The organism is Dactylosporangium fulvum (genome assembly GCF_025137375.1).
In the GTDB taxonomy this organism is placed as follows: domain Bacteria; phylum Actinomycetota; class Actinomycetes; order Mycobacteriales; family Micromonosporaceae; genus Dactylosporangium; species Dactylosporangium fulvum.
The window spans coordinates 3,201,079-3,217,255 of sequence record NZ_CP073720.1; the positions used below are offsets into that span (position 1 = coordinate 3,201,079).

Genomic DNA, 16,177 nt, shown 5'->3' on the forward strand with positions numbered 1-16,177 from the left:
GCCCCGCCTGCGAGGAGCCCCACGTGCCCGACCGTCTCGAACTCACCGGCGCCCAGGCCGGCGTGTGGTACGCCCACCAGCTCGACCCCGGACCGGCGTTCACCACGGCCGCCTGCGTCGACATCGACGGCGAGCTCGACCCCGTGCGGTTCGAGCAGGCGCTGCGCGCCGTCGTCGCCGAGTCCGACGCACTGCGGGCCCGGTTCGCCGAGACCGGCGACGGGCCCGGGCAGGAGGTCGCCGAGACCCTCGAGTGGACCCTGACCGTCCTCGACCTCGACGACGCCGCGGCCGAGGCGTGGCTGCGCGCCGACCTCGCCACCCCGATCGACCTCGCCGCGGGCCCTGCCTTCGCCCAGGCGCTCATCCGCCGCGGCCCCGGGCGCTGGACGTGGTACCAGCGCTGCCACCACATCGTGATGGACGCGTACACGTTCGCCCTCCTCTCGCAGCGCCTCGCCACCGTGTACACCGCGCTGGTGGAGGCCGGTTCAATCCCCGGCCGGACCTTTGGAGACCTCGCCGACGTCGTCGCCGAGGACGCACGGTACCGGGCCTCGCCGACGTGGGTCGCCGACCGCGACTTCTGGCGCGAGCGCCTCGCCGGCATCGAGGTGCCCGACCTGGCGTCCGGACCCGTCCGGCCCAGCCCCACCTTCCTGCGCCGCCGCGTCACCCTGCCCGCCGCCGTCGGCCGCGGTCTGTCCACCCTCGGTGCCACGCGGGTCGAGGCACTGCTTGCCGCCGCCGCACTCTACGTGCACCGGCTCACCGGCAGCGCCGAACCCGTCCTCGGGCTGCCGATGATGGGCCGGCTCGGGTCGGTCGCCGCCCGGGTGCCCGTCACCGCCGTCAACGTGCTGCCGCTGCGGGTGCCCGTCGCGCCCGCCGACACCGTGGCCGTGCTCGTCCAGCGGGTCGCCGCCGAGATCAAGGCCGTTCGCCGGCATCAGCGATACCGCGGCGAGGACATCCGGCGCGACCTCGGGCTCGTCGGCGGGGACCGGCGGCTGATCGGCCCGTGGGTGAACATCAAGCCGTTCGGCACCACGCTGTCCTTCGCCGGCCTGCCGGGCACCCCACGCTACATCTCCGCCGGGCCGGTCGACGACCTGTCGATCACCGTCGACGACCGTGGCGGCGACGTCCTCGAGATCGTCGTCGACGGCAACCCCACCCGATACCTACCGTCCGATGTGGATGGTCACGCCACCCGGTTCGCCGAGCTCCTGGCCGTGCTCGCCGCCGCACCTGCCGACACCCCGTGCGGCCGGTTCGGCCTTGGCGCCGTCCCGCCACCCGGCCCCGCGCACGTCCTGCCGGCCGCCGGGCTCACCGACCTGTGGCTCGCCCAGGCCGCCCGGACCCCGGCCGCGACCGCCGTCGTCACCGCCGACGGCACCGAGCTGTCCTATGTGGAGCTCGCCGGGCGGGTCGAGGCGCTCGCCGGGGTCCTGGCCGCCCGCGGCGCCGTGCCCGGGCGGACCGTCGCGGTCTGCCTGCCCCGCACCGCCGACCTGCTCGTCGCGCTGCTCGCCGTGCAGCGCACCGGCGCCGCGTACCTGCCGCTGGACCCAGACTTCCCGGCCGACCGGCTCGCCTGGATGGTCACCGACAGCGCGCCCGCCCTGCTCGTCACGACCGGCGCCGTGCGGGCACCCGAGGTCCGCGTGCCGGTGCTGCGGCTCGACCGGCCGCTCCCACCCGCTGCCGCCGTGCCGGCGGCCCCGCCCGTCGTGTACCACCCGCACGACGCGGCCTACGTGCTGTACACCTCCGGGTCGACCGGCCGCCCCAAGGGCGTCGTCGTCACCCGGGAGAACCTCGTCAACTTCCTCCTCGCGATGCGGGAGACGGTCCCGCTCACGGCGGCCGACCGGCTCGTCGCCGTCACCACGGTGAGCTTCGACATCTCCGGACTGGAGCTGTACCTTCCGCTGCTCGCCGGCGCCGCCGTGGTCCTCGCCCCCAAGGAGACCGTCCAGGACCCCGCCGCGCTCACCGCGCTCGTGCGACGGGCCGGGGCGACCGTGGTGCAGGCGACCCCGACGCTGTGGCGGGCGCTCGCCGACGAGTCCGGTGGCACCGCCGCGCTGAGCGGACTGCGGGTCCTCGTCGGCGGCGAGGCCCTCCCGCCGGAGCTCGCCGCCGAGCTGCGCAAGCACGCCGCCGACGTGACCAACCTCTACGGGCCGACCGAGACCACCATCTGGTCGACCGCCCACCGGCTCACCGACGACACGGTCAGCGTCGGCGCTCCGATCTGGAACACCCGGGCCTACGTCCTCGACCCTGCGCTGCGCCCCGCGCCCGACGGCTTCCCCGGCGAGCTGTACCTCGCCGGCACCGGCGTGGCCCGCGGCTACCTCGGCCGGCCCGGCCTCACCGCGTCGCGGTTCGTCGCCGACCCCTACCACCCGGGCGAGCGGATGTACCGCACCGGCGACCTGGCCCGCCGCCGCCCCGACGGCACCCTCGACGTCCTCGGCCGCGTCGACCACCAGGTGAAGCTGCGCGGCTTCCGGATCGAGCTCGGCGAGATCGAGACGGTCCTGGAGGCCGACCCGGCCGTCCGGCGCGCCGTCGCCGTCATCCGCGAGGACCGGCCGGGCGACCGCCGACTCGTCGCCTATGTCACCGGCACCGCCCCGGACCCGGCCGCGCTGCGCCGCCACGCCGCCGAGGCGCTGCCCGACTACATGGTCCCGGCCGCGATCGTCCCGCTCGACACGCTGCCGACCACCCCGAACGGCAAGCTCGACCGCGGCGCCCTGCCGGCACCCGCCCTCGACGCCGCCGCGCCCGAAGCGTTCCGCACCCCCGCGGAGGAACTGCTCGCCGGCGTCTTCGCCGACGTCCTCGGCGTGCCCGCGGTCGGCCCTCGCGACGACTTCTTCGCCCTCGGCGGCCACTCGCTGCTCGCCGCCCGGGTCGCCGCCCGCGTCCGCACCGTCTTCGGCACGGACCTCGCGCTGCGGGACGTCTTCGACGCGCCGACGGTGGCGGGGCTCGCGGCCCGGATCGCGGCCGGCCCGGTCGCGCCGGCGAGACCGCAGCTGTTGCCCGGCACCGGCCGCGACGCGATGTCGCACGCGCAGCGCCGGCTGTGGTTCCTGTCTCGCCTCGACGGGCCCAACGCCACCTACAACCTGCCGCTCGCCCTCGACCTCGACGGACCGCTCGACGTGACCGCGCTGCGGGCCGCCCTCACCGACCTCGCCGCCCGCCACGAACCGCTGCGCACGGTCTTCGCCGACCGGGGCGGCGAGCCGTACCCGGTCGTGCGTGAACCCGCGGTCACGCTCGCCGTCGTCGCGGTCGCCGGCGACCCCGCGAACGCCGTCGCCGCGGCCGTCCGCGTCCCGTTCGACATCGCCGCCGAGACGCCGCTGCGAGCCACCCTGTTCGCGCTCGGCCCGGACCGGCACACCCTGCTGCTGCTCGTCCACCACATCGCCGGCGACGAGTGGTCGCTCACACCGATGCTCGACGACCTGGCCACCGCCTACGCCGCCCGCGCGGCCGGGCACGCACCGGGCTGGGCGGCGCTGCCGGTGCGGTACGCCGACCACGCCGCCTGGCAGGAGCGGCTGCCGATGGCGGAGCACCTCGCCTACTGGCGGGACGCCCTCGCCGGCGCCCCGCCGGCCCTGCGGCTGCCCGCCGACCGGCCCCGCCCGGCGCGCGCCACCGAGGCCGGCGGCACCGTCACCTTCCCGATCCCGCCGGAGCTGGAGCGGGCCCTGCGCGACCTGGCCCGCCGGCACGGCGTCACGCTCTTCATGCTCGTGCAGGCCGCGGTCGCCGCGCTGCTGAGCCGGCTCGGGGCCGGCACCGACATCCCGCTCGGCACCCCGGTCGCCGGCCGCGGCGACGACGCCGTGGAGCGGCTCGTCGGCTTTTTCGTCAACACCGTCGTGCTGCGCACCGACGTCTCCGGCGACCCGGCCTTCGCCGAGCTGCTGCGCCGGGTCCGCACCGCCGACCTGGCCGCGCTCGCCCACCAGGACCTGCCGTTCGAGCTGCTCGTCGAGGAGCTCAACCCGGAGCGCTCGCTGGCGCACCACCCGCTGTTCCAGGTCATGGTCTCCTACCAGGCAGCCCTGCCCGACGTCGCCGGCTTCCCCGGCGTCCGGGTCGCGCCGCGGCTCGTGGCGACCGGCACGGCCAAGTTCGACCTGACGTTCGACGTCGCCGAGCGCCCCGGCGGTCTCGAGGGCTCCGTCGAGTACCGCGCCGACCTGTTCGACCCGGCGACCGTCCGATCGCTCGCCGACCGGCTCCTGCTGCTGCTCGAAGCGGTGACCGCCGACCCGGACCGGCGACTGTCCACCGTGGACCTGCTCATCGGCGCCGAGCGCGAGCCGCTGCACGGGCCGCCGTTCGACGCCCCGCAGCGCACGCTCGCCGAACTGTTCGCCGCCCAGGTCGCCGCCGCGCCCGGCGCGCCCGCCGTGGAGGACGGCGACCGCACGCTGACCTACGCCGAGCTCGACGCCCTCGCCAACCGGCTCGCGCGGCGCCTCGTCGCCGCCGGGGCCGGGCCGGAGCGGGTCGTGGCCGTGCGGCTGCCGCGCTCGGCCGGCCTCGTCGTCGCGGTCCTCGCCGTCGCCAAGGCGGGCGCCTGCCTGCTGCCGCTCGACGTCCACCACCCGGCCGGGCGCATCACCCAGCAGCTCACGGACGCGGCACCGGTCCTGGTGCTCGCCGATGAGGATCTGACGGCCCGCATCGCCTCCGCACCGGTCCTGGCGGTCACCGAGTCGGACCTCACGCTCGCGGACCCGACGGACGACACGACCGGTCCGCTGGTGCCGGTCCGGCCGGAGCACCCGGCGTACATCATCTTCACCTCGGGCTCGACGGGCCGCCCGAAGGGCGTGGTCGTCCCGCACGCCGGCCTCGCCGCCCTGGTGGCGAGCGTCCGCGCCGGCTTCGGCACCGGACCTGGGACCCGCGCCGCGCAGTTCGTCTCGCCCGCCGTCGACGTCGCGATCAGCGAACTCGCCGCGTCGGTGCTGTCCGGCGGCACGCTCGTCGTCGTCCCCGAGGACGCCCGGCTCGGCGCGGCCCTCGGCGAGTTCGTCACCGCCCGTGGCATCACCCACGCCGACCTGCCCCCGGCCCTGCTCGCCGCGCTGCCGGCGACCGCGATCCCGGCGGGCGTCACGATCACCATCGGCGGCGAGGCCGCCCCGCCCGACGTGGTGCGCCGGTGGTCCGCCGGCCGGCGGCTCGTCAACGCCTACGGCCCGACCGAGACCACCGTCACCGCGACCAGCTGGACGGCCACCGGCGACGGTCCGGTCCTCATCGGCCGCCCCGACCACGGCCGGACCGCCCAGGTGCTCGACGCGGCGCTGCGCCCGGTGCCGCCCGGCGTCCCCGGCGAGCTGTACCTCGGCGGCGCCGGCCTGGCCCGCGGCTACCTCGGCCGCCCGGCGCTCACCGCCGAGCGGTTCGTGGCCGACCCGGCCCGGCCCGGGCAGCGGATGTACCGGACCGGCGACCTGGTCCGCCGCACCGCCGACGGGCAACTGGAGTTCCTCGGTCGCACCGACGACCAGGTGCAGATCCGCGGCTTCCGCGTCGAGCCGGCCGAGGTCGAGGCGATCCTCGCCACCCACCCGGCGGTCGCCCAGGCCGTCGTCGTCGCCCGGGACGCCCGTCTCGTCGCCTACGTCGTGCCCGCCGGAGGCGTCGGCGGTGACGCCACGGCCGACGCGCTGCGCGACCACGCCGCCGCCGTCCTGCCCGCGGCCGTCGTGCCCGCCGTCGTGCTGCTCGACGCGCTGCCGCTCACCGCGGGCGGCAAGGTCGACAAGGCCGCCCTTCCGGCACCCGCACCAGCGAACGCCGCCCCGGCCGGGGAACGGCCCGGCACGCCCGCCGAGGAGACCCTCGCCACCCTCTACGCCGGGCTGCTCGGCATCAACCGCGACGCCGTCGGCCGGCACGACGGGTTCTTCGCCCTCGGCGGCGACAGCATCCTGTCCATCCAGCTCGTCTCGCGCGCCCGCGACGCCGGCCTGTACATCACGCCCCGCCAGGTGTTCGAGCACCAGAGCGTCGCCGAGCTGGCCGGGGCCGCGGCACCGGTCGCGCCGGCCGCCGCGGCCGCAGGCGGCGGCACGGGCCGCGCGCCGGAGACCCCCGTCATCGCCTGGCTGCGCGAGCTCGACGCCCCCGTCGCCCGCTACTCCCAGGCGCTGCTGCTGCGCACCCCGGCCGGCCTCGACGCCGCCGGGCTCGACCACGTGCTGCGCACCGCCCTCGCCCCGCACGACGTGCTGCGCGCCCGCCTGGCGACCGACGGCGACCGCTGGGCGCTCGACGTGCCCGACGGGCCGCTCGACCTGCGCCTGCAGGTCGTCACCGGCGCCGACCTCGCCGCGGAACGGGAGGCCGCCGCCGACCGGCTCGACCCCGAAGGCGGGGTGATGCTGCAGGTCGTCTGGTTCCCCGACCGCGACCGGCTGCTGCTCGTCGCGCACCACCTCGTCGTCGACGGCGTCTCCTGGCGCATCCTCGCCGAGGACCTCGCCGCCGCCGCGGCCGGTGCGCCGCGACGCCCGGCCGGCACGCCGTTTCGGGCCTGGGCCGCCGGGCTCCACGCCGCCGTCGCCGCCCGCGCCGCCGAGCGGGACCGCTGGCACGCCGTCCTCGACGGCCCGGCGAACCGGCTCGGCGGGCGCCCGCTCGACCCCGCCACGGACACCGCCGGCACCCTGCGGCGGATCACCGTCACCCTCGACGCGTCGGTCACCGGGCCGCTGCTCACCACGGTCCCCGACACGTTCCGCGCCGGCGTGCAGGACGTGCTGCTGGCGGCCCTCGTGCTGGCTCTCTCGCGGCGCACGGGCGCGGCCGCCGAGCCGCTCGTCGCGCTGGAGGGCCACGGCCGCGAGGAGCAGGTCGTGCCCGGCGCCGACCTGGTGCGCACCGTCGGATGGTTCACCAGCGAATACCCGGTGCGCCTCCCGGCCGCCGCCGGTGGCCCCGCCGCCGTCGTCCGCGGCGTCAAGGAACGGCTGCGGGCGGTGCCCGACGGCGGCATCGGCTACGGCCTGCTGCGCTACCTCGCCGGGGACGCCCCGGCGGCGGAGCCCGAGATCCTGTTCAACTACCTCGGCCGGTTCACCGTCGCCGACGCCGGCGACTGGGGCATCGCCGCCGAACTGCCGGCCGCGCACGCCACCGCCGACCCCCGCATGCCGGTGCGGCACCGCCTCGCCGTGAACGCGTCCACCGTGGACACCGCCGACGGTCCCGTGCTGCGCACCGAGTTCGCCTATCCGGCCGGCGCCCTCGCCGACAGCGACGCCCGCCGCATCGCCGACGACTGGCTCGCCGCGCTCGTCGCCGTCCAGGTCGCCGCCAACCAGCCCGGCGCCGGTGCCCTCACCCCGTCGGACGTGCCGCTCGCCGGCCTCGACGCCGAGGCGCTGGACGAGCTCGCCGCCCGCTGGCCCGGCCTCACCGACGTCCTGCCGCTGTCGCCGTTGCAGCAGGGGTTGTACTTCCTGGCAAGCCTCGACGACGCCGGTGCCGACGTCTACACGGTCCAGCAGGTCTTCACCCTCACCGGACCGGTCGACGCCGGGCGGCTCCGGGCGGCGGCCGTGGCGCTGCTGGAGCGCTACCCGAACCTTCGCGGGGGCTTCGACCGTACCGCCGCCGGCCGTCCCGTCCAGGTGATCCCGGCCGCCGCCGAGGTCCCGTTCGCCGAGCTCGACCTGTCCACCGTGGACGATCCGGCCGACGCGCTCGCCGGCCTCGTCGCGGCCGAGCGGCGCCGCCGGTTCGACCTTCAGGCACCGCCGCTGCTGCGGTTCGTCCTCGTCCGCCTCGGCGCCGGCGAGCACCGGCTCGTCCTGACCCAGCACCACCTGCTCATGGACGGCTGGTCCGGCCCGCTCGCGATGCGCGACCTCTTCCAGCTGTACGCCGGGGAGCCCGGCCCGGCGCCCCGCCCGTACAGGGACCACCTCGCCTGGCTCGCCGCGCAGGACGGCGACGCCGCCACGTCGGCCTGGCGGGACGCCCTCGCCGGGGTCGACGAGCCGACCCTGGTCGCCCCGGGCGCGCCGCACACCGCGGTGCTGCCCGAGGTCGCCGAGATCGTCGTCGACGAGCCGGCGGCCGGGCGGCTCACCGCCGCCGCCCGCGCCCTCGGCCTCACGCTGAACACGGTTGTGCAGGGTGCCTGGGCGCTCACGGTCGCGGAGCTGACCGGCCGTGACGACGTGGTCTTCGGCGCGACCGTGTCGGGTCGTCCGGCGACGCTGCCGGGTGTGGAGGACATGGTCGGCCTGTTCATCAACACGGTGCCGGTCCGGGTCCGGCCGCGCCCGTCCGACACGTGGGCGGGCTTCCTGGCCCGGCTGCAGGCCGAGCAGGCCGCGCTGCTCGACCACCAGTACCTCGGCCTGGCCGACATCCAGCGCCTCACCGGGCTGGGCGAGCTGTTCGACACGCTGACCGTCTTCGAGAGCTACCCGACCGGTGCCGCCGTCCCGGCCGTGCCCGGGCTCGCGATCGGCGGCGGCATCCCGGTCGACGCTACCCACTACCCGCTGAGCCTGGTCGTCGTGCCGGGCACCCGGCCGCGGCTGCGCCTGGAACACCGCCCGGACCTCTACTCCACGGCGGCGGCGACAGCGGTCCTGTCCCGCTTCTCGGCGCTCCTCGAGTCCTTCGCGGCCGATCCGTCGGCCCGTCTGGCGGCGCTGCCCGCGGCGGCCGTGGTCCCCGCGCAGGACACGCTGCTGCCTGTCCCGGCCCGGACGGTGGTCGATGCGCTGCGGGAGACGGTGGCGGCGCGGCCGGACGCGGTGGCGTTGCGCTTCGGTGCGGTGTCGTTGACCTACGCGGAGTTGTGGTCGCGGGTGGAGTGTCTCGCCCGCGTCCTTGTCGCCCGGGGTGCGGGTCCGGAGCGGGTGGTGGCGGTGTTGCTGCCGCGTACGGAGGACGCGGTGGTGGCGTGGCTGGCGGTGTTGGTGTCGGGCGGGGTGTATCTGCCGGTCGACGCGTCCTATCCGGCGGAGCGGATCGACTACCTCCTGGCCGATGCGGCGCCCGCCGTGGTGGTGACGCCGGAGTTGCTGGCGGAGACCGCCGACGCGGAACTGCCCGTGGTGGATTCGCGGTCGGCGGCGTATCTCATCTACACGTCGGGTTCGACGGGCCGGCCCAAGGGGGTGGTGGTCGAGCACGCGAGCCTGATGAACCTGTACCACCACCACCGCGAGCGGATCATCGAGCCGACCGCGGGCGGGCGGCGGATCCGGGCGGCGTTGTCGGCGGCGACGGTGTTCGACACGTCGTGGGAGGGGCTGCTGTGGCTGGTCGCCGGCCACGAGCTGCACCTGCTCGACGACGAGACCCGCCGCGACCCGGAGCTGTTCGCGGCCTACGTGGACCGGCACCGTATCGATTTCCTGGATGTCACTCCGTCCCTGGCCGGGCCGCTGGTCGCTGCCGGACTGCTGGCTGAGGGCCGGCACCGGCCGGCGCTTGTTGCGCTCGGTGGCGAGGCCGCTGATCCGCGGATCTGGACGGCGTTGCGTGAGGCGTCGGGCACGGTCGGGGTGAATCTGTACGGTCCGACGGAGTGCACGGTGGACACGTTGTTGGCGTGGGTCGCGGACAGTGTGTCGCCGTCGGTGGGTGGTCCGATCGGGAATACCCGGGCCTATGTGCTGGATGGTTGGTTGCGTCCGGTGCTGCCGGGGGTGGCGGGGGAGTTGTATCTGTCGGGTGCGCAGTTGGGTCGGGGTTATCTGGCTCGTCCGGGGTTGACGGCGGCGCGGTTTGTCGCGGATCCGTTCGGGGCGGGTGGGCGGATGTATCGCACCGGGGATGTGGTGCGGTGGGCGGTGGACGGGTCGCTGGAGTTTGTGGGCCGGGCCGACGATCAGGTGAAGATCCGCGGGTTCCGGATCGAACCGGGTGAGGTCGCCGCCGTCCTGAGCGAACACGCCGGCGTGTCGCAGGCGGTGGTCGTCGCCGTCGAGGGCCGGCTCGTCGCCTACGTTGTCGGCGATCCCGGCGACCTGCGTGAGTGGGCCGCCGCCCGGCTGCCGGACCATCTCGTGCCCGCCGCCGTCGTCACCCTCGACCGGATTCCTGTCACGGTCGCCGGCAAGGTCGACCGCAAGGCGCTGCCCGCGCCCGACTTCACCGCGGGTGCCGGCACGCCGCGTACCCCCGCCGAGGAGATCCTCTGCGGGCTGTTCGCCGAGGTGCTCGGGCTGCCCGCCGTCGGCACCGGCGACGACTTCTTCGCCCTCGGCGGTCACTCGCTCACCGCGACCGCCCTCGCCGCCCGGATCCGCGCCGTGTTCGGCACGGCCCTGCCGATCCGCGCCGTCTTCGACGCGCCGACCGTCGCCGCGCTCGCCGCCCACCTCGACCGGGCCGGCACGGACGCCGGACCGGCTCTCGGCGTCCGGGAACGGCCCGACCCGCTGCCCGTCTCGCCCGCCCAGCACCGGCTCTGGCTGCACCACCAGCTCACCGGCCCCGGCCCCACCTACAACGTGGCGTTCGCGCTGCGGCTCACCGGGCCGCTCGACGAGGCCGCCCTGCGCGCCGCGCTCGACGACGTCCTGGCCCGGCACGAGAGCCTCCGCACCGTCTTCCCGACCGTCGACGGCCGGCCGGCCCAGCGCATCCTGACCGACCCGCGGCCGCGGTGGCACATCGCCGCGACCACCGCGGACGAGCTGCCCGAGCGGCTCGCGGCCGCCGCCCGCCACGGGTTCGACCTCGCCGCCGAGCTCCTCGTCCGGCCGCACCTGTTCGCCGAAGGCCCCGACCGGCACGTCCTGCTGCTCCTGCTGCACCACATCGTCACCGACGAATGGTCCGAGGGCCGGCTCGTCGCCGACCTCGGCATCGCCTACGCCGCCCGCACCCGTGGCGCCGCCCCGGACTGGGCGCCGCTGCCGGTGCAGTACGCCGACTACGGCCTCTGGCAGCACGAACTGCTCGGCGAGGTCCAGCAGCGGCAGCTCGCGTTCTGGCGCGACGCCCTCGCCGGCGTGCCCGCCGAGCTGGCGCTGCCCGCCGACCGGCCGCGCCTCGCCGTCCCCTCCCACGCCGGCGGCATCGTCCCGTTCGCCGTGGACGCGCCGACCCACCGGCTCGTGAGGGACCTCGCCCGGCGCACCGGGGCGACCGCGTTCATGGTCGTGCAGGCCGCCCTGGCCGCGCTGCTCAGCCGGCTCGGCGCCGGCACCGACATCCCGCTCGGCAGCCCCGTCGCCGGCCGGACCGACCAGCGCCTCGACGAGCTGGCCGGGTTCTTCGTCAACACCCTCGTCCTGCGTGCCGACGTCGCCGGCGACCCCACCTTCGCCGACCTCGTCGGCCGGGTGCGCCGCACCGACCTGGCCGCGTTCGGCCACGCCGACGTGCCGTTCGAGCGGGTCGTCGAGGCGGTCAACCCCGAGCGGTCCGCCGGCCGCAACCCGCTGTTCCAGGTCATGGTCGCCTACCAGCACCTGCCGGCCGAGGTGCCCGGCCTGCCCGGCCTCGACACCGAGCCGGTGCCGGTCGACACCGGCGTCGCCCAGTTCGACCTCGGCATCGTCGTCACCGAGCAGGACGGTCAGGACGGTACCGACGGTCTGCGCGGCGTCATCGAGTACAGCGCCGACCTCTTCGATCCGGCCACCGTCGCCACCCTGGCGGAGCGGCTCGTCCGGCTGCTCACCGCCGCCGCCGCGGCCCCGCACCGGCGGGTGTCCGAACTGGACGTCCTCGCGCCGGCCGAGCACCGGGCTCTCGAAGCCGGCTGGCAGGGCATCAACGCGCCACGCCCGGCGAGCACGCTGCCCGGCCTGTTCGCCGAGCAGCTGGCGCGGACCCCCGAGGCGATCGCGCTCCAGGACGGGCCACGCACGCTCACGTACGCCGAGCTCGACGCGCACACCAACCGCCTCGCCCGCCGCCTGATCGCCCATGGCACCGGCCCCGAGCGGACCGTCATGGTGCTGCTGCCGCGCTCCGCCGAGCTGTTCGCCGCGGAGCTGGCCGTCGCCAAGGCCGGCGGCGCTTACCTGCCGGTCGACCCCGCGTACCCGGCCGAACGGATCGCCGGTCTCGCCGCCGACGCGTCCCCGGTCCTCGTCATCGCCGCGCCCGGCACCGCCACGGTCCCGGACGGCCCGCCCGTGCTGCACGTCGACCTCGACCCGGTCGAGCCAGGCGCGGACGCCGCGCCGGTCACGGACGCCGACCGGATCGCACCGCTGCGGCCCGAGCACCCCGCCTACGTCATCTACACCTCCGGCTCCACCGGCCGCCCCAAGGGTGTTGTCGTCCCGCACGCCGGCCTCGGCGACCTCGCCGACACCTTCGCCGAGCTGTGGCGGGTCCGCCCCGGCGACCGGATCGCCCAGTTCGCCTCGCCCAGCTTCGACGTCACCGTCGCCGAGCTCGCCGTCACCCTCCTGCGCGGCGCCACCCTCGTCGTGGTGCCCGAGGCGGCGCGGCTCGGCGCACCGTTCGCCGAGTTCGTCCGCGACGAGCGGATCACGCACTTCGCCCTGCCGCCCGCCGCGCTCGGCGCGCTGCCGTCCGGGGTCGTCCCGCCGGACGTGACGGTGGTGACCGGCGCCGATCGCTGCCCGCCCGACCTCGTCACCCGGTGGGCGCCCACACACCGCATGCTCAACGCGTACGGCCCGACGGAAGCGACCGTCAACTCCACCTACTGGGAGTGCGAGCCCGGCCGCCCGGTGCTCATCGGCCGCCCCGACCGCAACAAGCGCGCCCACGTGCTCGACGCCGCGCTGCTGCCGGTGCCGCCCGGTGTCCCCGGTGAGCTGTACCTCGCCGGCGCCGGGCTGGCCCGCGGCTACCTCGGCCGGCCCGCACTGACCGCCGAGCGGTTCGTCGCCGACCCGTTCGGCCCGCCCGGCACCGTGATGTACCGCACCGGCGACCTCGTCCGGCGCACCGCGGACGGGCAGCTGGAGTTCCTCGGCCGGGCCGACGACCAGGTGAAGATCCGCGGCTTCCGGATCGAGCCGGGCGAGATCGTCGCCGTGCTCGCCGAGCACCCGGACGTGCGCCACGCCGCCGTCGTCGCCCGTGCGGACCGGCTCGTCGCCTACGTCGAGGGCGCCGCCGGCAACAGCACCGTGGACTCCGAGGAACTGCGCGCCTGGGCCGCGCGGCGGCTGCCCGCCCACATGGTGCCGGCCGCCGTTGTGGTGCTCGACGCGCTGCCGCGCACCGCCGGTGGCAAGGTCGACCGGGCCGCCCTGCCGGAGCCGGTGCTGGAGCGCCGCGTCGAGCGTCCAGCGACCGTGCTGCAGGAGTTGCTCACCACGCTCTTCGCGGACGTGCTGGGCCTGGACGAGATCGGCGTCGACGAGGGCTTCTTCGGCCTCGGTGGCGACAGCATCGTCGCACTGCAGCTCGTCTCCCGCGCCCGCGCCGCCGGCCTGGAGCTGTCCGCCCGGCAGGTCTTCGAGCACCAGACCGTTGCCGCGCTCGCCGCCACCGTCGTCGTCGCAGACGGCGCTTCCGGCCCCGCACGGGAACCGGAGGGTGCCGGGCTCGGCGAGGTGCCGCTGACCCCGATCATGGGCTGGCTGCGGGACCAGGACGCCCCGATCGGCAGCGTCAGCCAGGCGCTCCTGCTGCGGGTACCGTCCGCGCTCACCCGTGACGGTCTCGCCGGGGTCCTGCAGGCCCTGCTCGACCGGCACGACGCGTTGCGCGCCCGCTGGAGCGGCAGCGGCCTGTTCGTCCCGCCCACCGGCACGGTGTCCGCCACCGACCTGCTGCGTGTGGTCCACGCGGCCGCCGAGGCCGACTACCGGGCCGAGCACGCGGCGGCCGTGCGGCGGCTCGCGCCGGAGGCCGGGCGGATGCTGCAGGCCGTGTGGTTCCCGGGCCGGGACCGCCTGCTGCTCGTCGCCCACCACCTAGTCGTCGACGGCGTCTCCTGGCGCATCCTGGCCGGCGACCTCGCCGCCGCGTGGGAACGGACGGCGCGCGGCGAGCGCATCGAACTGCCGGCTGTCGGCACCTCGCTGCGCGGCTGGGCCCGCGGGCTCGCCGTGGCCGCCCGCGACCGGGCGGGCGAGCTGCCGCACTGGCTGTCCACGGTGGACACGCCAGCCGCACCGCTGGGCGCCCGGCGGGTCGACCGAGCCCGCGACACCGTCGCCGCGCAGCGCGAGCACACCCTGCGGCTGCCGGCCGGCGACACCCGGCCGCTGCTCACCGCCGTTCCCGAGGTGTTCCACGCCGGCGTCCAGGACGTCCTGCTCGCCGGTCTCGCCCTCGCCGTGCGCGAGTGGCGCCCGGCCACGGCGGAGCACGGCGTCCTGCTGCGTCTCGAAGGGCACGGCCGCGAGGAGCACCTGGTGTCAGGCAGCGACCTCACCCGTACCGTCGGCTGGTTCACCACCGAGTACCCGGTCCGCCTCGACCCCGGCGGCGGCGACGCCGCCACGGCGCTCAAACAGGTCAAGGAGCAGCTGCGCGCGGTGCCCGACGCGGGTGCCGGCTACGGCCTGCTGCGGTACCTCAACCCGGACACCGCCGACCGGCTCGCCGCCGCGCCCGGCCCGGAGATCCTGTTCAACTACCTGGGCCGGCTCGCCACCGGCGACGCTACCGACTGGGTCGCCGCTCCCGAGGGCGAGCACCTCGGCGACGGCCTCGACCCGGCCTTCCCGGTGGCGCACCCGCTGGAGATCAACGCCGCCACGGCGGACCTGCCGACCGGCCCGGAGCTCGACATCCGCATCGCCTACGTCGAGGGCATCCTCACCGCCGCCGACGTGACCAGCCTCGGCGAGCTGTGGCTGGCCGCGCTCGCCCGGCTGCGGGCCGCCGCCGAGGCGCCCGGCGGCGGCGGGCACACCCCATCCGACCTGACCCTGGTGACCCTCAGCCAGGACGAGATCGACGAGTTCGAAGACGAGTGGAGGCAGTTGTGACCACGGGCGGACTGCAGGACATCCTGCCCCTCTCGCCGTTGCAGGAGGGGTTGTACTTCCTGTCGTCGTACTCCGCCGGGGACCAGGACGTCTACGTCGTCCAGCAGGTGCTCACCCTCGACGGCCCGCTGGATGCCGTCCGGCTGCGCGGCGCCGCCCAGGCGGTGCTGGACCGGCACGCCAACCTCCGCGCCGCGTTCCGCCCGCGCAAGGCCGGCCAGCCCGTCCAGCTCATCCCGGCATCCGTCCCCGTCGACTGGACCGAGGCGGACGTGTCCACCACGGCCGGTGCCGCCGCGGCGGCCGACGAGCTGGCCACGGCCGAGCGGCGCCGGCCGTTCGACCTGGCCCGCCCGCCGCTGCTGCGATGGCTGCTGGTCCGCCTCGGCACCGACCGCCACCGCCTCGTGCTCACCAGCCACCACATCCTGCTCGACGGCTGGTCGGCGCCGCTGCTCGTCCGCGACCTGCTCATGCTGTACGCGGGCGGCGAGCCGCCCCGCGCCCGCCCGTACAAGGACTACCTCGCCTGGGTCGCCCGGCAGGACCGGGCCGCGGCCGAGCGGGCCTGGCGCGACACCCTCGACGGCGTCGAGGAGGCCACGTTCGTCCGTCCGGGTGCGGCCCCGGCCGCCGCCGAACCCGAGCTCGTCGAGGTCCACGTCGACGCGGCGGCCGTCGCCGAGCGGGCCCGCGCCCTCGGCCTCACGCTGAACACGGTCGTGCAGGGCGCCTGGGCGCTGGTCCTCGCCGAGCTGACCGGTCGTGACGACGTCGTCTTCGGCACCACCGTCTCGGGTCGCCCGGCGACGCTGCCGGGTGTGGAGGACATGGTCGGCCTGTTCATCAACACGGTGCCGGTCCGGGTCCGGCCCCGCTCGTCCGACACGTGGGCGGGCTTCCTGGCCCGGCTGCAGGCCGAACAGGCCGCGCTGCTCGACCACCAGCACGTAGGCCTCGCGGCGATCCAGCGGCAGGCCGGGATCGGCCCGCTCTTCGACACCCTCCTGGTGTTCGAGAGCTACCCGCTCGACGCCGACGGCCTGCGCGCCCTGGAGGAGGCCGCCGGTCTACGCCTGGCCGAGGTGACCGGCCGGGACGCCACCCACTACCCGCTGACCCTGACCGTGGTGCCGGGCGAGCGCCTCCAGCTCGGTGCCGAGTACCGCCCCGACGTCGTCGACCGCGCCGCCGCCACGTGGGTGCTGGAC

Annotated in this window: 1 protein-coding gene and 1 pseudogene; both read left to right on the forward strand. The window is 76.3% G+C overall.

Going from position 1 to position 16,177, the window contains the following annotated elements:
* The first annotated feature begins 23 nt into the window (after positions 1-23).
* Complete coding sequence (locus tag Dfulv_RS14720) at positions 24-14,966, forward strand: non-ribosomal peptide synthetase (protein WP_259863529.1); 14,943 nt, start codon at positions 24-26, stop codon at positions 14,964-14,966.
* Positions 14,963-16,174 (forward strand): annotated as a pseudogene (locus Dfulv_RS49045) (condensation domain-containing protein); the annotation flags it as partial. The gene Dfulv_RS14720 and the pseudogene Dfulv_RS49045, both read left to right, overlap by 4 nt.
* Positions 16,175-16,177: the final 3 nt, after the last annotated feature.